The following is a 20560-nucleotide window of genomic DNA, read 5'->3' on the forward strand; positions in this document are numbered from 1 at the left end:
TCACGGCCTCGACACCCGCGTCCCTGCCCGGCCTTCAAGAATGCCAAGCGCGTCTTCCAGCCTGCCGATGCCGGCCATACCACCGGTCTGCATCACAAACCGGCATGCAGCATCGACCTTTGGCTGCATGGACCCGGCTGCAAATTCGTACTGCAGCAATTCATCGGGGCTCACCTTGTCCAGCCCCTTTTGCTCGGGCGTATCCCAGTTCAGGTAAACCCGATCCACATCTGTCAGCATCAGCAGCGCATCGGTTTCGATATCGGTTGCCAGCAGGGAACTGGCGGCGTCCTTGTCAATCACCGCTTCAATGCCGACAAGCGAACCGTCGGCCCGGCGCACAACCGGTATGCCGCCGCCGCCGGCGCAGATCACAGTGATATCGTGCTCCAGCAGAAGTTTTATTATCGCAGTGTCCGGGATGTGCTTTGGTTGCGGCGACGGCACCACACGCCTGAATTTTGCACCGTCGGCCTTGACCGTCCAGCCCCGTGCCTGCGCCAGCTTGCGGGTTTCGGATTCATCATAAACCGGCCCCACGGGTTTGGTGGGATCACTGAACGCAGGATCTCGGGCATCCACCTCAACCTGGGTCAGCAGTGTTGCGACCTTGTGGCATGAGCCCAGCACATTCTCCAGTTCCTGTTCGATCAGGTAACCGATCATGCCCTCGGTCTCCGCCCCCAGAAGGTCAAGCGGAAATGCACTGTCTGCGTCGTAGGCCGCGGACTGCAGTGCCAGCAGGCCGATCTGGGGTCCGTTGCCGTGGGTCACGGTAACCTGATGGCCCGATGCAACCAGTGCCGCAATCGAGCCCGCCGCACGCTTCACGTTTTTACGCTGGTTCGCAGATGTCATCGGCTCGCCCCGGCGCAACAGGGCATTGCCTCCAAGAGCCACGATCACTTTCACCGGATCAGTCCCCCAGCGTGGCGACGAGAACCGCCTTGATGGTATGCATGCGGTTCTCTGCCTGGTCGAACACTATGGAGTTTGCGGATTCAAACACCTCCTCGGTCACCTCCATGGCGTCAAGGCCGAACTGCTGCTGTATCTCCCTGCCCACCTTGGTCTCGGTATTGTGGAAGGCCGGCAGGCAATGCATGAATTTCGCGTCCGGGTTTCCCGTATTTTCCATGACAGCCGCATTCACCTGATAGGGCTTGAGCAGCTCAATTCGTTCTGCCCATTTCTCCTTTGCCTGGCCCATCGAGAGCCACACATCGGTGTAGATGAAGTCACAGGCGCGAACTGCTTCGGCAACGTCGTCGGTAATCAGTATCCGGGCACCGGTATCAGCCGCGATCGCTTCTGCCTCATCTATGATGCCTTGAACCGGCCAGCAGGCCTTTGGTGCGCCGAGCCGGATGTCCATGCCCATTTTCGCGCCGCCAATCAGCAGGCTGTCGCCCATATTGTTGCCGGCATCGCCGAGAAAACACAGCGCCACCTTCGAGAAGGGCTTGCCGCTGTGTTCGCGTATTGTCAGCAGGTCTGCCAGAACCTGAGTCGGATGAAATTCATCGGTCAGGCCATTGTACACCGGCACACCGGCATACTCGGCAAGTTGCTCGGCCGTCGCCTGTCCAAATCCGCGATACTCGATCGCATCGTAAACCCGGCCCAGCACGCGCGCGGTATCCTTCATGGTTTCCTTGTGACCTATCTGGGTGCCGGACGGCCCCAGGTAGGTAACATGTGCGCCCTGATCATAGGCGGCCACCTCAAACCCCACCCGGGTGCGGGTTGAGTCCTTTTCGAAAATCAGCGCTATCTCCTTGCCGTCGAGCCGCTGGCGTTCGATGCCGGCCCGCTTGGTTGATTTCAAGTCCATCGCCAACTCGATCAGGTGACTGATCTCTTCGGGGGTAAAATCGCGCAGCGTCAGGAAGCTGCGGGTCTTGAGGTTGACTGGCATGGTACCGGTTCCTTTAAGGTTACAGCGGATCACGAGCGATGGGACAGGTCATGCAATGACCGCCGCCGCGGCCACGGCCAAGTTCTGCGCCGCGAATGGTAATGACCTCGACGCCTGCCTTGCGCAGTTGGGTGTTGGTGAAGACATTGCGGTCGTAGGCAACCACCACCCCCGGCTCCAGTGCGACGACATTGTTGCCGTCATCCCATTGTTCACGCGCCTGCTCGAAGCTGTCGCCGCCGGTGGCGATCACGTGCAGTTTCTTGACCCCGATGGCTTCTGCGGTCACGTCGAACAGGGATTTTGTTTCCGGCCGGCAATCAACGTCGCCCGGTTTGTCGCCGGGCCGCAGGCTGTAACAGGCAATCTCATTGGCCACTTCGACGAAGCTGGTCACCAGATCACGGTTACAAAACGAGAACACCGTATCCAGGTGCATGGCCGCGCGTGACTTGGGCATCTGGCAGGCAATGACCCGGCTGGCGGCCTCTGCTTCGAACAGGGCGCGGGCCACCTGTCCAACGGATTGCGGCGTGGTGCGTTCCCCCATGCCGATCAGCACCAGGCCATCGCCGAGCGGCATCACATCGCCACCTTCGAGGCTGGCCGGTGCCCGGCCGTTTTCGCCATCCCCCCACCAGATGTCGAAGTCGGCATCCTGGAACCGGGGATGGAACCTGTACACGGCGTCAGTCAGCAGGGTTTCCAGCTGGCGGGCCGGCCAGTGCATCGGATTGAGGGTTACGCCTCCATAGATCCAGCAACTGGTATCACGGGTAAAAACGCTGTTGGGTAATGGCGGCAGCACAAACCCGTCAGGCCCCAGATAGGGTCCGAACATGCCTTCCGGTTTGAACGGCAGGTCCTGCACGGCAATGCCACCGATGAGATACCGCGCAAGGTCAGCTGCAGGCAGGCCATCCATCCAGCTTCGCAGTTCCGACATCATGCCGATACCGACATGATCTTCGGTCACCCGGCGGTCCAGAAGCCAGTCCCTCGCCGTTTCCTGCTGCACGGTCTCTGCCAGTAAATCATGCAGTTCGAGGACCTCCACGCCACGATCAGCAATTTTCGTGCAAAAGTCGTGATGGTCCGCCTTGGCCTGCTGGACCCAGAACACATCGTCAAACAGGAGCTCGTCGCAGTTGGAAGGTGTCAGCCGCTCATGCGCTAGGCCCGGGCGGCACACCATTACGGTGCGCAGTTTGCCGGCTTCCGAGTGAACGCCAGGTTTCCAGCTCATGCCGCACCGCCTTGCATTGCCGTCACACTCAGGGCTGCAACGACCATGACGGTCAGGATGAGCAGCAGAGGCCAGACGAATTTCAACCACTTGTCGTAGGAAATCCTGCCAATCGCCAGTGCGCCAACGACCACCGCCGATGTCGGTGTAATCAGGTTGACCAGGCCTGATGCAGACTGGAAAGCCGTCACTACAAGTTCGCGCCCGACACCGGCGAAATCCGCCAGTGGCGCGAGTATCGGCATGCTGAGCACCGCAAGGCCGGACGTCGACGGCACCAGGAACGACATCAGCACTTCAACGGCGAACACGCCGTTGATGAAGGCTATGGCCGACAATCCCTGAATGGCCTGCTCGCCCCAGTGCAGGATGGTGTCGGTAATCTTGCCCGCGTCCATGATCACCACAATGCCGCGCGCCAGTCCGATGATCAGGGCAACGCCCAGAAGATCCCTTGCGCCTGCGATGAACGCATCAACAAAGGGTTTTTCGCCAACCCAGCCGACAATGCCGATAATCAGCGCACCAGCCAGAAACAGGCCGGACATTTCCGCCATCCACCAGCCTTGCGACGACACACCCCAGATCATTACGCCAAAGGTCAATGTGAACAGGACAAGTATCAGTTTGTGCTGCATGGTGAACTGATCGTCAGCATCACCCTTGAGCTTGAAATGCGCTTCGTTCGACGCTTTCATACTGGCGACAATCGAGAGTTCCGGATTGGCCCGCACGCGTTCCGCATACCACATGACATAAGCCACACAGGCCACCCATCCGGCACCCAGGATGATGAAACGCAACATCATGCCCGTGGTAAACGGAATACCGGCTGCATTGGAGGCAATGGTTGTCGCAAACGGATTGATTGTCGATCCAAGCACTCCGATACCGGCACCGACCAGGATGATGGCGACACCTGTCACGGCGTCGTATCGCGCCGCAATCATCACCGGGATGATCAGCACGTAAAACGCCAGCGTTTCCTCGGCCATGCCGTAGGTCGTGCCGCCGGCGGCAAACAGCGCCATCATGATCGGGATCATCCATTTTTCCCGGCCGTGCAAGGCATTCATGGCCCTGGCAATACCCGCATTAACAGCGCCGGTACTGTTCACCACTCCCAGGAAACCACCGATAATCAGCACAAATAGCGATACATCGATGGCGTTCGCGGTACCCGCCGACTGGCTGTAGAATCCGTTGACGGGCGCAAGGAAGATGTCGAACAGTGACTGCGGTACAGCATCGACGGCCTTGTAGGTTCCCGGCACCGCCACTTCACGGCCGAGGGCTTCATTCTGCACCCTGTCGTATTGCCCGGCAGGGACAAACCAGGTCAATGCGGCCATGAACAGAATGAGGCCGAACAAAATAGAATAGGCTGTTGGAAACCGGCTTGCGAACCCGGCTGGCAAGTCGGCAGGCGTTTCCGCCTGCCCGGACGTATGGTTTGTGGCGGTGGTCATCTTGTGTCTCCATTCGCCGTCGACAGTGTTAAGATTGCAGCGAGCAAAACATGATTGACCCGACCCTGCTTTGACGATGATCAAGGCCGGCCGTCAAAAAATTGATAAGTTGGCAAAACCCCGCTCAACCAGGAGGCATCACGATGAAACCGGTTAGAACATGGATACTGCTTGCAGACGGAACCCGCGCCCGGATCGTGTGCAATTCCGGACCCGGAAAGGGTCTGGACGAGGTACGTGGCATGGAGTTTGAAGGAGAAAATGTCCGCTCAGGCGACATAATGGCCGACCGGCCCGGCCGCACTTTCGACTCAGCCGGCGCCCATCGCCATGCGATGGAACCACCGTCCGATCCCCAGCGCGAGGCAAAGCGTTCCTTTGCCGCCGAACTGGTTGCCGGGTTGCAGGATCAGCTGCAGGCACATGCCTTTGACCGGCTGGTACTGGTGGCTGCTCCCGCAACACTTGGTGATATTCGCAAGGTCCTGCCAAAGCCGCTGCTGGCTGTGGTCTACGGGGAAATCCCGAAGAACCTCGTGCATGTTCCCAACAAGGAGCTGGGCGATCATCTTGCCGATGTGCTTGCGGTTTAACCGCAAGAAACAGCCGGCAAATATGCTGTCGATTGATCGCGGTCAAGGCAGAGCCCTTCCCGCCCGAGATAGCATTGCCTGCATGGACGGCACTCACTTTTCGCTATTCGTAAGGAGACAGATGATGACAGAGAAGCCTTCACTTCCATCGCTTTGGAAAACGCAGAACTGGCCTGGCATGTTCGGTTCCCTGCACGACGAAATTGACAGGGTGTTTCACGATTTCACCCAGTCGGTTGGACTGAAACCCGACCGCGCAAACAGCAACGCGCTCCTGTCGCCCGTCATCAACGTGGCGGAGACCGACAAGGCGCTGGAAATAACGGCGGAACTTCCCGGCGTGGATCAGCAGGACGTCAATGTCACCGTGACCGACAACCGGTTGACCATCCTGGCCGAGAAAAAGATAGAGGAAGAGGACAAGTCGAAAGACTACCACGTCGTTGAAAGGTCTTACGGCAAGTTTGCCCGCTCCATGTCACTACCCTTCGGTGTGGAGCCGGACAAGGTCGATGCCCAGTTCAAGAACGGCATCCTGACCGTAACCTTGCCGAAACCGCCGGAAGTCACAGCCAAGACTCACAAGGTAAAGATCAAGCACGCTGCCTGATCTCTCCTTTCGGCCTGACTGAAAGCGAGACGGCCACTGTATTGTGCAACAGTGGCCGTCATTTTGTTCTGAGGTCCATTCAGTGTCAGCGGATGTCAGTGGCGGTGATAACCCGGAACGTCCGCATCTCGCCATCCTGCTCGCGGATTGAAACATACTCTCCGGGCCGGAAACGCTCATCGCCGAACCGGTAACCGGTCTCATCATCGTCCTCGTTGCCGTGAATATCGTAGTGGAACGCCCACGCCCCACCGGGTTTGCGAACCAGGTGTCCAATCTCGTGCTCATTGTCCCCCCAGAACCGCGTCACTCTGCACTGCTCCCGGTTGGCTTTCCATTCCGCTGCATCAATCCTGTCCATATTGTCCAGAGGTGCTACCAGGACATAGCCATGCTGGCGGCTGCCTTGCGGAAAGTCCCGGTCGCGGGCCAGGTCCATGCGGATCTGTTTCATAGTCATCACAAAGTGTCTCCATAGCAGGTAAAACTAAAGATGGTTAGCAAGCCTCAGTGCGACATCAGCACCGGCACCGTCATGTTGTTCAGTACGTGTTCGGTTGCACCGCCAAACACGAACTCACGCACTCTGGAGTGCCCGTATGCGCCCATCACAAGCAGGTCGGCACCAACATCTTCGACTCGTGCAAGCAAGGCGCGGCCGGCGTCGGTGTCTGCCGTGGGCATCGGTTCAGCGGTGACTCTTATGTCGTGGCGGGCAAAGGTTGCCGCCAGTTCCGCACCAGGTACGTTACCCGCCAGAGAACGCTGCCTCTGTGGATCGACCCAGACAATGCTGACTTCGCTGTCTGCCGGCAGAAGCGGCAGGGCGTCAAAACAGGCACGTGCTGCTTCCTTGGCCCCATTCCAGCCCATCAGCGCCCTGCTTCCAATGATCTCGAACGGCTTGCCACGCGGCACCAGCAGCACTGGCCGGCCAGCTTCCATCACCACATATTCGGCGAAACTCGGTTCAACGCCGCAGTTTTCGCCTGCGTCGACCTGGGCAATGACCGCCAGGTCAGCGAACCGGCACTGGTCTACAAACTCCCGGCCAATGGACGAGCTCATGGCGTCCAGTTCGCGCCATTCACAAGACAGCGAATTCAGGGCCATGACGCGTTCAAATTTCTCGCGCACCTGCTTTGCCATTGACTGATAACGCTTGCGCTGCGCATCGACGACATCCGCCATGGCAATACCGCCATACACAGCAAAGACCTCAACGGAAGGAATGATGTAGGCGCCGATCACATGGGCACCGTTGCGTGCCGCAAACAGGCTGCAGGTGGTCAAAAGATGGTCCAGATTGTCCGTGTCATTGAGACTCACGACAAAGGTTTTCGGGTTCACAGAACATCCTCCTGTCAAAGTTGGCAGGCACATCATGCAACTCGCAGTCGGCATGGCGCATTGATCGAAGTCATATGCCTTGGTCAGCCGCTGTGTTTCAGTGACGCATCACTGGAGGTAGGTATGTCTACGATCCGCAACTTTAAGGGTGCAGGCCCAATCTGGCTTATGGCGGGCGCCAGCCTTGTGCTGGTCGCCATGTTGCCGGGTGATCTGCAGGCTGCCACCCGATGCATATTCAACTGGGCACAGCCCGGCACCTACAAGATGTCGGGAAATTTCAGGGGCACAACTGAAGCCGCCACCGCGCGCCTGACTCACGATTGCCGGGTGTACTTTCAGGTACCCGGTGTGTTTTCAGGCGGCCCTGTACGCCGATCGGGCCGGTGCCTGAAGTTCCGCTTCAAGGTTGACGGCGAAGCAAGAATATTCAGTGCCAGATGGTGCAACACCTATGGCGTGGTTCCGTGGCAGGGCCGCGACGTAAGAGCCTCGGTCACCCGCATCAAGATCGCGGTTCCGCCTACTCCCCAGCGCCGAAACTTCAACGTCAAGTGATGACCGGAATGCATAAACACCCGTTGTTTCCTGCAATCACCGCTGTCCTGGCGCTGGTGGCCTTCCCCGGTGTGTTGCCGGTTGCGCACTACCCCGCTTTGGCGACCCAGGTTACGCAGGACAAGCCTTCACCGGAAACACGCGAACATGAGTTCGGCGATGCATTTGTCGTGTCGCTGGGCGGCAAGTTGTACGACAATTATTGGGCGGGTTCAGGCGCCGAGCCGCCTGCCATGAAAAACCCGGCCTTCCCGTCAGACCTGACAGTCAGTGATACCGACAGCTGGCGCTGCGTCTCCTGCCATGGCTGGGACTATGACGGCGCCCAAAAGACCGATGGCAGCCCGCAACAGCAAAAACAGTTTGTCGGCCTGCGGCATCTGCAAGGTACTGATCCGTTTAACATGCTGGAACTGTTTACCAGGGCCCACCCTGATCAAAGGGCACTTGCGTCCGGCGGGTTGCCGTTGGACCTGTTGCTGCTGTTTCTGACCGTCGGCCAGTATGACCCGGTAAATTTCAAGCCGGAAAAATCGTCATCAGAGAAAAACCTCAGTCGCGGCAGGGACATTTTCGAGGGAGTTTGCATGTCCTGTCATGACCCGAACGGCAAGTCTGGGTTCCAGGTCAGGCCGGGCATGCGCGGCAGCCTCGGTTGGCAGGCACGCCATCAGCCCGAACGGATGATCCACAAGATCATCAATGGTGTTCCGGGCGAAAGCATGCTGGCTCTCAGGTTCATGGACGAACCGGCAATCGCCGACCTGGTCGCGTATCTTAAGACGCTCGATCCGGATGCCGACTAGGCTGATCCCCGCTTGTTCGCTGCCCTGGATCGGAATTCCTCGTCCAGCAATGCTTCCAGGCGCACCAGGTCTTCCGGTAGTGGCTGTCCTGTTGCCTTTAGCTGGGCCAGCTCGGCATGCAGTTGCTCAAGCACCTGGTGTGCATCCTCCGCCTCATTGTCCGCTTCACTGAAAAACAGGTTTATACGGGTGATCAAGTCGTCAAACGCCATGCCTTTAGCCTTCCTTGTTGTTCGCGGCCTTCCATGCGGCGAATCCGCCGGCTAGTGAAACCACGTCCGAAAACCCCATTTCCTGAAGCGTCTTCGCGGCAAGTGCCGAACGCCCGCCGGTTCCACAGAACAGTACAATGCGCTTGGCCGGATCCAGTGCCGGCAAATGTGCCGGGCACTCCGGGTCTGCGTGAAACTCCAGCAATCCCCGCGAGGCGTGCACGGATCCGGGAATGGTGCCATCAGTTTCGCGTTCGAACGCGTCGCGAACGTCCACGACAACCACGTCGGATTCATCCTGCAGGTATGGGAAATCCTGCACCGAAACCGTTTCTATGACGGCATTCGCCTGCGCCAGCAATGCCTTGAATCCTGTCTTCAGCATGGTGCTACCTCACATTGCTCACAATGGCCGTCTCGAACAGTACCCTAACACAATCCTGCACTCCAAGCCTGCCAAAGCAGTCAGGCGCAAGCACCTTGCGTTGCATAACCGCCATAATGGATGTTTTGCGCAGTTTGCCTTTGATCTGAATCATGTCGAACCCGGATCGCAGCGCCTATCTTGACGCCAGCATTGCGATGAAACATCCGGCGCGGCTCGCGCACGATTGAACCGTCGGCAAGGCAGCAGACATTTCAAACAGAAGGCAAGTTCCATGAAGCTCAAAACCTGGTTGGTGCTTGGTGTGGTCGCCATTGCCGGCGCGGCAGGCGGGTATGTTTACTGGCAACAGCAGATCGCATCGCAATTGCCCGCCGGCATTGTCAGTTCCAATGGCCGCATCGAGGCAGAGCAGGTCAACATATCCAGCAAGCTTGCAGGCCGAGTGGCTGAGGTTCTTGTCGACCAGGGTGACATGGTGGACGCCGGCCAGACCGTGGCCCGTATGGATGCCGGAGAGATCAACGCACAGGTACGGCGCGCGCAAGCCGAGACAAGACGCGCCAAAAAAGCAAAGCTCGAAGCAAGTGCGTCTGTCATTCGCGTCAGAAGCCATCTGAAATTCACTGAAGTCGAGCTTTCCCGCGCGCAGACACTGCATCGAAAGGGTTTCGCAACAACAGAGAAGCTGGATCAGCGTCATAACGAACTGCAGGCTGCTGATGCCAATTACCGTGCCGCCGTGGCCGGTGTCGAACAGGCCGATGAAGCCATCACGTCCGCACAGGAAGAACTGGCCCGGCTTAAGTCAATCCTCGATGACACCACACTGAAGGCGCCCCAACGCGGTCGTATCCAGTACCGCCTGGCTGAACCTGGAGAAGTCGTTGCAGCCGGCGGCAACATTCTGACGCTTCTGGACATCGCAGATGTCTACATGACGGTTTTCCTCCCGGCATCCGATGCCGGCCTGCTCACTCTGGGAAGCGACGCCCGGATCATTCTCGACCCGGTGCCGCAATATGTCATTCCGGCCACGGTTTCGTTCGTTGCAGCCCAGGCCCAGTTCACACCCAAGGCCGTGGAAACGGCGCAGGAACGGGCCAAGCTGATGTTTCGGGTCAAACTCACCATCGACCCGAAACTGCTGCGAAAACATGAGGATAGGGTGAAAACCGGGGTCAGAGGATTAGCCTATCTGCGTCTGCCGCAGGCTACAGGCTGGCCTGAAAACCTGAACATCAAGCTGCCCGAATGACACCCGCATCTGATAGTGTGGCGCAGCTTGCAGCCGTCACTCACAAGTATGGTGCGGTGGCCGCTCTCGATGACGTAACAGTGAATATTCCGGCCGGCTGCATGGCTGGTCTCATTGGTCCTGACGGCGTCGGCAAGTCTACATTGCTGGCGTTGGTCTCGGGGGTCCGAAAAATGCAGACCGGGAGTGTCCATGCACTGTCCGGCGACATGCATGACAACGCCCATCGCAGGCACTGCTTCAACCGCATTGCCTACATGCCGCAGGGGTTGGGGAAAAACCTTTATCCCACGCTCAGCATTTACGAGAATCTGGATTTCTTTGGACGGCTGTTCGGCCAGGGCAGCAAGGAGCGCCACAGGCGCATAGGTGAACTGTTGCAGGCAACCGGACTTGCCCCTTTTCCTGACCGTCCGGCTGGCAAACTGTCCGGCGGCATGAAGCAGAAACTCGGACTGTGTTGCGCCCTTATTCACGACCCTGACCTGCTGGTTCTGGATGAGCCGACGACAGGCGTCGACCCGCTTTCAAGGCGCCAGTTCTGGGAACTGATTGATCGTATTCGCGCTCGCCGTCCCAATATGAGCGTTATTGTTGCAACCGCATATATGGATGAAGCCGAAGGCTTCGACTGGCTGGCGGCCATGGATGATGGAAAGATCATCGCCACCGGATCGCCGGCCGAGCTGAAATCACAAACGTCTGCCGACACGCTTGAGGCCGCCTTTATCGCACTGCTGCCAGAGCACAAACGCTCCAGACACAAACAGGTAACCGTGCCGCCGCGCATCAACGGAGATGGGCAGTTCGCCATCCAGGCCAGCGGGCTTACCAAGCGGTTTGGGGATTTCACTGCTGTCGATCACGTCAGCTTCGACATCGAGCGGGGTGAAATCTTCGGCTTCCTCGGATCCAATGGCTGTGGCAAGACCACGACCATGAAGATGCTGACCGGGCTGCTGTCCGCCAGCGAAGGTGAGGCCAGGCTGTTCAGCAAGAAGCTGAACGCCCGGGACATGCAGACCCGCCGCCGGGTCGGTTACATGTCACAGTCCTTCTCGCTGTATGGCGAACTGACCGTTCTGCAGAACCTTGAATTGCACGCGCACCTGTTTCACTTGCCGAAAGACCAGCGAAACGACCGCATTACGGATCTTCTCCAGCGCTTTGACCTGCACGACGTCCACGACCACAAGCCTGACAGCCTGCCGTTGGGCGTCAAGCAGCGCCTGCAACTCGCCGTCGCCATTCTTCACCGGCCGGAAGTTCTCATTCTCGACGAACCGACGTCCGGCGTCGACCCGATAGCACGCGATGAATTCTGGCAGTTGCTGATAGAGCTGTCACGCGACGACGGCGTGACCATTTTCATTTCCACGCACTTCATGAACGAGGCATCCCGCTGTGACCGGATATCGCTGATGCACGCCGGCAAGGTCCTTGCCGTGGGCGCACCTCAGGAGCTGGCAGACGACAGGCATGCCGGTTCGCTCGACGAGGCCTTTGTAGCCTATCTTGAGGATGCGATCGGCGAAGACAGTTCCGAGCCCGCAGACAATTCAGTGGTTGCGGAGATTGCAGACACCGTTCCCGAAACCCGGCACACTATCAGCGCCTTCAGCGCGCAGCGCATGTGGGCGTATGCCAGCCGGGAAGCGAAGGAACTCCTGCGCGATCCGATCAGACTGGCATTTGCGCTGTTGGGACCCATTCTCCTGATGGTCACCTTCGGCTACGGCATCTCGTTCGATGTCGAAGAACTGCCCTACGCCGTCTATGACCAGGACAGGTCCCATGAAAGTCGCCAGTTTCTCGAGAATTTCTCCAGTTCACGGTACTTCATACAACAGCCCCCCATTACCAGCCCGTCTGGTGTCGAGACCCGCCTGAAAAGCGGCGAACTGAAATTCGCCATCGAGATTCCATCCGGCTTCGGCAAAAACATGCTGAAAGGCGAACAACCCGAAGTCGGCGTGTGGCTGGATGGCGCCATGCCGTTTCGGGCCGAAACGACGCGGGGCTACGTTCAGGGCGTCACGTTGCAATACATCGCTGACATGTCCACCCGCCAGACCGGCCGCGCCGTCAGTGTCAGCCCGGTCTCGATCGAGACCCGGTTCCGCTACAACCAGGCATTCAAGAGCACCTACGCGATAACCCCAGGCGTCATCATGCTGCTGTGCATCCTGATACCCGCCATGATGACTGCGGTAGGCATCGTGCGGGAAAAGGAGATGGGCTCGATCACCAACCTGTACTCCACGCCGGTCACGAAAATAGAATTCCTGCTCGGCAAGCAATTGCCCTACGTCGCCATTGCCTACGCCAGCTTTGTCAGCCTGTGCTTGCTGGTCATCCTGGTATTCGCGGTGCCCCTGAAAGGGTCCTTCCTGGCACTGGCTGTCGGAGCCTTGTTTTATGTCTGGGCAACAACAGGATTTGGCATGCTGGTATCATCGTTTGTAAACAGCCAGATCGCAGCCATTTTCGCCACAGCCATACTGGCGATGGTGCCCACAATGAACTTTTCCGGGTTCATGACGCCTGTCTCCACATTGGGTGGCGGTGCCAAGATAACAAGCGCCCTGTTTCCGGCATCCTACTTCCAGCAGATCAGCGTAGGCAGCTTTACCAAGGCACTGAGATTTTCCGACCTGTGGCCCAATCACCTGTTTCTGATCGGCTTCGGGCTGGCGTTTTTCCTTATCGCTGCAGTCTTCCTTCGCAAGCAGGACGTGTGAACATGTTGAGAAGACTTGGCAACATTTACCGTCTCGGCATCAAGGAACTGCGCAGTGTGCTGGCTGACCCGGTGCTGATGATCCTGCTCGTCTGGACATTCACCTTTGCCATTTATGAAGTCGCGCAGAATGCAAAAATGGAAGTGTCGAATGCCTCGGTTGCAATCGTGGATGAAGATCGCTCGGAACTGTCCAGGCGCATTCAGGATGCGTTCCTGCCGCCCTACTTCAAACCGGCGGTCGAGATTACGGGAGCGGAAATCGACCGGGCGATGGATACCGGCAAGTTCATTTTCGTTGTAGATATTCCACCACGGTTTGAGTCCGACCTTCTGTCCGGCCACAGACCCGAAATTCAGCTGAACATAGATGCGACCGCCATGTCCGTGGCCGGCACCGGCGCGTCCTACATACAAACCATCATCACCCGGGAAACCCTGGATTTCATGGATGCACGGGGAACAGAGGCACAAATCCCGCTGGACGTGGTCGTCAGGGCAAACTTCAATCCGAATCTCAACTCGACCTGGTTCATGGCGGTGATGCAGATCGTCAACAACGTCACCATACTGGCCATGATCCTGACCGGCGCCGCCCTGATCCGCGAACGTGAGCACGGCACCATCGAGCACCTGCTCGTCATGCCTGTCACATCGGCGGAGATCATGATCTCGAAAGTCTGGGCCAATGGCCTGGTGATTGTTGTTGCCGCCGCACTGTCGCTGACCTTCATTGTCCAGGGACTGTTGCAGGTTCCCATTGCTGGGTCCAAGTTACTGTTTATCGCAGGCGCAATTGTCTACCTGTTCTCGATCACTTCCCTGGGCATTCTGCTGGCGACCATGGCGCGTTCGATGCCGCAGTTCGGACTGCTCGCAATTCCCGTCTTCGTGGTGATGAACCTGTTGTCCGGAAGCACGACACCCCAGGAAAGCATGCCGGAATGGCTCCAGACGATCATGCAGGCGTCTCCGTCCACCCACTATGTCAGTTTCTCGCAAGCGGTTTTGTATCGAGGTGCGTGGGTGGATATTGTCTGGCCGCAAATGCTGATCATGGGGGCAATCGGCTGTGTTTTCTTCGCCGTCGCCCTGTTCCGGTTTCGCAAGACAATCATCAGCTTCTCGTAGCCGTGTTTCCTTCGCTGTTGTCCAAAAATTGATCTCGATGCAGATCATGAAGGCTTGAATCATCAGCTTTCAGCCGTCACGATCAGATAAAAGCTGGTCAGACGCGCAAACCAACCAGTCAATGAGTCGACCGGTCCGAGGTCATCTTTATCCGAATGGCACAGGGTCGGATCCTGACCCCAGTGCCGCGGGAATACTCCCGCGGCAGACTGCAATGGAATTTTGGTGGGGAGCAATGATCAGATCATATTCGGCAGGGTTATGGGTCCTGGCAATTGTGCTGGTGTTCCAGGTCATGTCGGCGCAAGTAGCGCGAGCCGACAGCAAACCGGTTGCCTGCCCGGGTGTCAGCCACGCAACACCAACTCTCAATACACTGCCCGATGGACAGGGCTATCAGCTGCAGCCCCTGATTGCAGACGTGTTCAGTGACCCGACCGGACAGGTTCAGGCCAGCACGATTGCCCGACAACCATTCCTGCCCGGGCCGTGTAACGGCGTTTTCCAGGCCCCCTTGCCAAACCAGGCTGTTTGGCTGCGTTTCCAGGCCGCAAACAACACGACTGATGACAGGCAATGGGTCGTGGGCTTCCTGGAGTTCATCTTTGATGATGTTGAACTGTTCGCACAGCAAGGCGACAGCGTTGTTTCCCTGTCGCGAGGCGGACGCACAATTCCGGTTACCGAGAAGGCAAACCGGGCCGCCAAAACCGGACTGTCCCTGAATGTCGCTCCCGGCAAAACCAGGTCCTATTATCTGAGGGTGTCCGGGACCTTTGCGCCCACCATGACAGCAGTTATCATGTCCCCGGACATGTTCCTGGGCTGGTCGACTTTATCTCTGACCCTGACGGCAGTATTCCTGGGCTATGTCGCCACCATCGCCTTACTCAGTGTCGCCCTGTTCCGGCATGTGGACGCCCGTTTCTACAAGTACTACGCGCTTTACATGCTGTGTTTCTTTTCATTCTCCTTCATCTATGACGGATGGCTCAGCAAGTTCATCGGGGTGACGCAACCGGTCACCGTGCTCATGCCCATTGCCGAATTTGTCGCCGGGCTAGGTGTCTTTGCGAACATTCAGTATTGTCGCGTGCTGCTGAACATAGATGAAGATGCACCGGTGTGGCGCCGCTTGTTTGCCCTCCTGTCAGGCGTGGCCGTCATTGCCACGTGCCTGGCTGTGATCGATCCATGGCGGCTTTCGCTACCCTTGCATCTGGCGTTTTTCGGATCTCCGCTCGTGCTGCTCGTTGTCGCATTGAAGAAAATCGCAGACGGCTTGCCACAGGCCAAACCGGTATCCGGTTCGTTGCTGGCACTGACCGGCGGTTTGTTCACTGCCGTTTACGGTTTCATATTCCCCGCAGACATCGCCAAGGCCGCATCTGTGTACGATGTACTGCTGGCAACGCCGCTCAAGTGGGGGTACTACCTCGCCATTCTGGGTGAAACGACCTTCATGATGATTGCCATCTCGACGATGCTGAAAAACATTCAGGCGCAAAAGCATACCGCGCTGGCGGAGATCAGAGATCTGCAACTGAACGTGAGCGCGGTTGCAAAACAAAAAGCGGACATCAGCAAAACGGCCAGTGAACGAATTGAGCGGCTTGAAGCCACTTTGGTAATGGATCCCAGGAGAGACCTTCTCGCCCCAATGGAACAGCGCTTCCTCGAGCAGGCAACTGACTGTGTGCTGCGTCATATTGCAGATGAAAAATTTGGAGCCCGCGAGTTGGCTTCACAACTGGGTACCAGCGAAAAAACACTTGGACGGCGTCTGAAGCAATTGCAAAACCGGTCACCGGCAGCATTTATCCGGTCCATTCGCCTGAATCATTCACGCGAGCTTATCCTGCTGCGCCAGCGCAACTCGGTTGCCGAAGTCGCCCACGCCGCCGGATTCACCAGTGTCAGTCACTTTGCCAAGCTGTACCGGCAGCAATTCAATGAAACACCAAGCCAGTCGTTCAAACTGCTGAAAACCGGTTGCGACTTCCCGGAACCTAATCCGTGAGCAGTCTGATCAGGCGATTGGTCGACGTAAGGCGCTCCGCCAGCGTGCGTACCAGATAGTTACTGAACAAGGATGCCATTGCGGGCGCCTCAAGCGTCATTTTGGCCAGGGCCTCATTGCTCAACTGCCATGCCGTCGTATCGCATTCGGTGATTACCGACGCTGAGCGGCACTGATCCAGGCAGAAAGAAATCTCCCCGACCATCGTGCCGGCACCCAGGGTTCTCAATCGGACGGTCGTGCCTTCTGGCGTTTCGAGCTGGATGCTGACTTTTCCCTGTTCGATAAAGAAAATGTCCTTCGACTCCTCTCCCTGCCGGATCAGGGTCGCCTGTGACTCAAAATCCTTCCTTTCCAGATATGGCAGCATGACCTCAGCGGCCCGCCCGTCATCCAGGATCCGGGCAAGCTGATCCTGGATGCAGGCTTTCGGCTCAGGCTGCGGTCTGTCCCGCCAGTCACGCAGCAGGTTTTCCTCGCACCACTCGAGCGCCCTGTCGAGATCATCGAAACGGCGTACCGGCAATCCCATGTCCGACTGGGCTGTCGCCGCATCAAGCTGACAGGCTGCGGTTTCACACAGGTTTGTCGTCATCAGCGTTCCATCGCTGCGCTCAACCAGCCGGCTGATCTTTGTAAAACCCAGGGCTGCCGATGAATCAAGCCCGGTCACATCGCGGCAATCCAGCACCAGGAAGCGCAACGTCGGCAATCCTTGATCCTGCAGGCGCGCAGCTACAAGTTTCTGCAGTTTATGAACCGTGCCGAAAAACACAAACCCCTGCAGCCGCAATATAAGGACCTGCTTTCCGTGAGAAGTCAGAAATTGCCGGTCTTCATCGGCATGCTCGAAGCTGCTGTGAAAGTCCTTGCCGGTCACTGCGTACTTTACAATCTCGACCCGGCTGTATTCGAGCGCAAACAGAACGACGGCGGAAAACAATCCTGCCAGCACGCCTTCAAGCAAGCCCACCGTGCTGATCACGAAAACGATGAGCAGGATAATCAGGTATTCCCGGCGCGGAATCCGCGCATAGGCATCAACCAGCCAATCGTAAAGCAGTGAAACGCCAATCCACAGCAGCAACCCGCCAAACAACGGGATCGGCATGTATTCCAGCAGCGAGCTTCCGAAAAACAGCATCGACGCGCACACAACCGCAACGATGACACCCACCAGGCGATAAGGCGCGCCAAGTTGATGGCCAAGTATGGTCAATCCGAGACCCTGAAAGCCCGCCGCGCCGCCGCCTGCGCCGGCAAGCAAGTTGGCAATGCCGGCAGCGCGCAACTCGCGGTCCAGATCGACGTCGCGGCGAACCGAAAGTTCAATCCCGCTGGATGCAAACAGCACTGAAGTTGCTGTAATCGCCACAAGCGCAATCACTTTGGGGATTTCCGCGCCGATAACGCGCCAGTCGACACCGGTAAACGGATTGCCGCTCACCGGCGGCCAGATCCCCTCCTGTGACAAGGGCAGGAACAACCAGCCCTCGGCTTGAAGCTGCGATACAGGCACGTCCAGCATCCATGCAAGGCCGTGAAACAGGACAAGTGCCGCCATGACCGCAACCGGCAGGATGAACGAACTGCCGGTTCGTCTTGCCAGTGCGCCGACGGTGCAGGCAAACACCGTAGCCGGGAGCCATTTGACGATGTTGGAGGCATCAAGCAACACATGGACACTTTGCAGGGTCAGCGTATCACCCACTATCACACCCAACGCACCGACCACGATCAACCAACCCATGCCGGCAAGAAACCCGCCAATGACCGGATACGGGATGAACCTGATCAGCCGGCCCAGGCGAAAGATGCCCATTGCCAGCAGGCACAATCCGGTGACCGACGTTGCCAGACCGATCATGACGACAATCGTAGCGACAATATCTGCTTCGCTTCGAACGCCCGCCATGGTCGCATGGATCGACATTGCGATCACCGACAGGGCGACAACCGTAACCTCCTGGGAAACCGACACCATGCCGGGACAGGAACTGGAAACCGCTATGACGCAGCTCAGGACAATTGTACCGAAAAGACAGGCGGCAATAGCAACCGTTATGTGTTCTCTCAGCTCGCCGGAGAACAGCAACGCAGCAGCAGAAACAGAGAACATCACGGCGAGCAGCCCGCAGATTATCCCGGCAGCAAGAACAGAAAATACCTGCGATACGCCGAACGCGCCGGTCCGGGGCGTTATTGCACCGTCATCATCGGTTACATGAGCACCGACCGGCTGGATGCCGTCGCGCCGGTCCTGGTGGCCGCGAGTGAGGGTGTCCATCATTGTCCAGTTCATGTTCGGTCAGGTGCCTGATCTGAAAATTGCACCTGAATCCAGCGCGCACCTGAACCAGGCGCCGCGAGTTTTCAGTACTCGCATCTTTCAGATACCGCTTAAACAGGCCTTGGACGAATTGACTGATCTGCGGCCAATTTTGTCCGAAACAGGCGCATGAAGCCGATGATTTCCCGGGCGGTCCATCAAAGACAGGGCGCAAGCCCCGATCCGGTCTGCCGGGTCACTGCTGGAACGCGAACTTCGCGGCCAGCGGCGCCAGTTGCGGAGCCCCGGCAATATAGTCGGCAGCACGTGCCGCGATCATTTGGGTCGGTGCATTGAGGTTGGCACTCATGATCTGCGGTATGACGGAGGCGTCGACCACGCTCAGGCCCTCAACGCCTTGAACCCGCATCTGGTCATCGACAACGCTATCTGGGCCATGGCCCATCCGGCAGGTGCCGCACGGGTGAAAATCCGTTGTCGCGGCCGACCGCACCCAGTCGCGAATGTCCGCATCGCTTGCCACCTGGGGGCCGGGCACCAACTCGACGCCGCGCAAGTCATCGAAAGCTTGTTGCGCCACCAGTTCGCGGGTCTTGTGCACCCCCTCAACCAGCTCATCAAGGTCACCTGGCTCTGCCAGGTAGTCGAAGTGAAGGGCCGGCTTGTCGTAAGGGTTGCCGGACTTGAGTGAAATTGAGCCGCGGCTGCGCGGGCGCAACTGATCAACATGAATGGCAAAAGCCTGCAACAGCTTGATGGTGCCTTCATCGTATTCAAAGCCCACCGGCCCGAAATGATACTGCAGGTTGGGATAGGGCACGTTGGGATTGCCGCGGATCAGGCCGCCGGCTTCCCAGATGTTGGAGGCAGCCATGCCGGAGCGGGTAAACACCCACTGCAGCCCTGCGGCAGCCTTGCGCCACGGCACATCCACCTTGTGAATTGGGAAGCTCTTCAGGCATTCATACTGCAGGATGATACTAGCATGATCCTGCAGGTTCCGGCCGACACCCGGTAAATCGATCAACGGCCTTATGCCCCGGTCGTTCAGATGGTCGGCCGGACCGATGCCGGATAACATCAACAGTTGCGGCGAGTTGATCGCCCCACCGGCCAGGATGACTTGCGTACCGGCATGTACAATGCGTTCGGAACCCTTGTGGTCGAACGCTATGCCGTAGGCGCGATTGCCGGTAAACAACACCCGCTTGACCATGGCCCGCACCAGCAGGGTTACGTTGCCGCGTTTCAATGCCGGCCTGAGATGCGCTACCGCGGCGCTGCACCGTCTGCCGTTCTTCCTGGTGGCATCCAGGCGCGCGACCCCTTCCGGGTTGAACCCGTTCAGGTCATCCGACCTGCCCTGGCCCGCCTGCTCACCTGCCGCAATGAATGCATTGTACAGGGGGTTGTCGAAACTGCCCTTTGACACACCGAGCGGACCACTGTCTCCGCGCCATTCATCCGCGCCGCGATCCGATGTCTCGCCCGCCTTGAAATAGGGCAGACAATGCTCATAGCTCCACCGGGTCAGGCCGTGCTCATTGGCCCAGCGGTCGTAGTCCAGCGGGTGCCCGCGCATATAGACCATGGAGTTGATGGATGACGAACCGCCGACCACCTTGCCTCTCGGCATGAACACGCTGCGGTCATGCAGTTCCGGTTCGGGTTCGGTGTGGTAGTTCCAGTTGAGTTTGGGCTCATGCCAGGTTCGGTAAACGCCGGCAGGCACATGGATCATCGGGTCATAATCCATGGGGCCGGCTTCCAGGATGAGGATTGTCTTGCGCCCGTCCGCCCCCAGCTTGTTGGCCAGAACACAGCCAGCCGATCCCGCGCCCACGATAATGTAGTCAAACGTATTCATGCCAATGCCCCAGGCAGTCCCCCGCAATACCGGATCGCCGATCACCCAGGGCAACTATGCCTGCGTCCGTTCGCTCATGTCCACACTGGAACGATCTGGCGACATGG

General features: G+C 58.1%; 18 protein-coding genes. 8 read left to right on the forward strand and 10 right to left on the reverse strand.

Features of this window, described 5'->3' with window-relative positions:
* From arcC to DHN55_RS12130, 4 genes are read right to left on the reverse strand one after another with little or no spacing between them, the layout of a single operon-like run.
* Positions 1–912 carry a carbamate kinase gene (gene arcC / locus DHN55_RS12115; RefSeq protein ID WP_108881516.1) on the reverse strand — a complete coding sequence of 304 codons (912 nt, stop codon included), beginning with the start codon at positions 910–912 and terminating at the stop codon, positions 1–3.
* Between the two features lie 4 nt (positions 913–916).
* Positions 917–1918, reverse strand: a complete 1002-nt coding sequence (gene argF, locus DHN55_RS12120; RefSeq protein WP_108881517.1) for an ornithine carbamoyltransferase — start codon at positions 1916–1918, stop codon at positions 917–919.
* A gap of 19 nt (positions 1919–1937) precedes the next feature.
* Positions 1938–3164 (reverse strand): arginine deiminase, encoded by a 1227-nt coding sequence (arcA, locus tag DHN55_RS12125; RefSeq protein WP_108881518.1) that lies wholly within the window; start codon positions 3162–3164, stop codon positions 1938–1940.
* A complete protein-coding gene (locus DHN55_RS12130; protein WP_108881519.1) occupies positions 3161–4633 on the reverse strand; it encodes a YfcC family protein in 1473 nt (490 codons plus the stop codon). The genes arcA and DHN55_RS12130 overlap by 4 nt, the downstream gene beginning before the upstream one ends.
* A gap of 143 nt (positions 4634–4776) precedes the next feature.
* Between DHN55_RS12130 and DHN55_RS12135 the strand changes: the two genes are divergently transcribed.
* Together DHN55_RS12135 and DHN55_RS12140 are read left to right on the forward strand one after the other, a co-directional pair.
* Positions 4777–5226: a host attachment protein gene (locus DHN55_RS12135; RefSeq protein WP_108881520.1), complete on the forward strand. Its 450-nt coding sequence runs from the start codon at positions 4777–4779 to the stop codon at positions 5224–5226.
* Positions 5227–5404: 178 nt separating this feature from the next.
* Positions 5405–5836: an Hsp20 family protein gene (locus tag DHN55_RS12140; RefSeq protein ID WP_108881521.1), complete on the forward strand. Its 432-nt coding sequence runs from the start codon at positions 5405–5407 to the stop codon at positions 5834–5836.
* Between the two features lie 85 nt (positions 5837–5921).
* Here the strand turns inward: DHN55_RS12140 and DHN55_RS12145 are convergent, their stop codons facing one another.
* Positions 5922–6296, reverse strand: coding sequence for a hypothetical protein (locus tag DHN55_RS12145; RefSeq protein ID WP_108881522.1), 375 nt, complete (start codon positions 6294–6296; stop codon positions 5922–5924).
* Between the two features lie 47 nt (positions 6297–6343).
* Entirely contained in the window at positions 6344–7186 is an 843-nt protein-coding gene (locus DHN55_RS12150) for a universal stress protein (protein WP_337660207.1), read from the reverse strand.
* 123 nt (positions 7187–7309) lie between these two features.
* On the opposite strand from DHN55_RS12150, the gene DHN55_RS22340 reads away from it, so the two are divergent.
* On the forward strand, positions 7310–7744 hold the full coding sequence (locus DHN55_RS22340; protein WP_337660208.1) for a hypothetical protein: 435 nt from the start codon (positions 7310–7312) through the stop codon (positions 7742–7744).
* Between the two features lie 8 nt (positions 7745–7752).
* Positions 7753–8550 carry a c-type cytochrome gene (locus tag DHN55_RS12155; RefSeq protein WP_337660209.1) on the forward strand — a complete coding sequence of 266 codons (798 nt, stop codon included), beginning with the start codon at positions 7753–7755 and terminating at the stop codon, positions 8548–8550.
* Here DHN55_RS12155 and DHN55_RS12160 read toward each other — a convergent pair.
* Positions 8547–8762 carry a hypothetical protein gene (locus DHN55_RS12160; protein WP_108881525.1) on the reverse strand — a complete coding sequence of 72 codons (216 nt, stop codon included), beginning with the start codon at positions 8760–8762 and terminating at the stop codon, positions 8547–8549. The two genes, DHN55_RS12155 and DHN55_RS12160, sit on opposite strands and share 4 nt — an antisense overlap.
* Positions 8763–8766: 4 nt before the next feature.
* Positions 8767–9147, reverse strand: a complete 381-nt coding sequence (locus tag DHN55_RS12165; protein WP_337660210.1) for a rhodanese-like domain-containing protein — start codon at positions 9145–9147, stop codon at positions 8767–8769.
* A gap of 274 nt (positions 9148–9421) precedes the next feature.
* Here DHN55_RS12165 and DHN55_RS12170 point away from each other — a divergent pair, with 274 nt between their 5' ends.
* The 4 genes from DHN55_RS12170 to DHN55_RS12185 all read left to right on the forward strand — a co-directional run bounded on the left by DHN55_RS12170 (position 9422) and on the right by DHN55_RS12185 (position 16296).
* Positions 9422–10405, forward strand: coding sequence for an HlyD family efflux transporter periplasmic adaptor subunit (locus DHN55_RS12170; RefSeq protein WP_108881526.1), 984 nt, complete (start codon positions 9422–9424; stop codon positions 10403–10405).
* On the forward strand, positions 10402–13146 hold the full coding sequence (gene rbbA / locus DHN55_RS12175) for a ribosome-associated ATPase/putative transporter RbbA (protein ID WP_108881527.1): 2745 nt from the start codon (positions 10402–10404) through the stop codon (positions 13144–13146). The genes DHN55_RS12170 and rbbA overlap by 4 nt, the downstream gene beginning before the upstream one ends.
* A 2-nt stretch (positions 13147–13148) precedes the next feature.
* On the forward strand, positions 13149–14276 hold the full coding sequence (locus DHN55_RS12180; protein ID WP_108881528.1) for an ABC transporter permease: 1128 nt from the start codon (positions 13149–13151) through the stop codon (positions 14274–14276).
* A gap of 235 nt (positions 14277–14511) precedes the next feature.
* A complete protein-coding gene (locus DHN55_RS12185) occupies positions 14512–16296 on the forward strand; it encodes a helix-turn-helix domain-containing protein (protein WP_337660211.1) in 1785 nt (594 codons plus the stop codon).
* On the opposite strand, the gene DHN55_RS12190 is transcribed toward DHN55_RS12185, so the two are convergent.
* Together DHN55_RS12190 and DHN55_RS12195 are read right to left on the reverse strand one after the other, a co-directional pair.
* The gene (locus tag DHN55_RS12190; protein WP_108881530.1) at positions 16286–18598 is read right to left on the reverse strand and encodes a SulP family inorganic anion transporter; all 2313 of its coding nucleotides are present in this window, start codon (positions 18596–18598) and stop codon (positions 16286–16288) included. The genes DHN55_RS12185 and DHN55_RS12190 overlap by 11 nt on opposite strands.
* Before the next feature lie 223 nt (positions 18599–18821).
* The gene (locus DHN55_RS12195; protein ID WP_108881852.1) at positions 18822–20453 is read right to left on the reverse strand and encodes a choline dehydrogenase; all 1632 of its coding nucleotides are present in this window, start codon (positions 20451–20453) and stop codon (positions 18822–18824) included.
* Positions 20454–20560 lie beyond the last annotated feature (107 nt).

Origin of the sequence: Anderseniella sp. Alg231-50, assembly GCF_900149695.1 — a bacterium.
GTDB lineage: Bacteria > Pseudomonadota > Alphaproteobacteria > Rhizobiales > Aestuariivirgaceae > Anderseniella.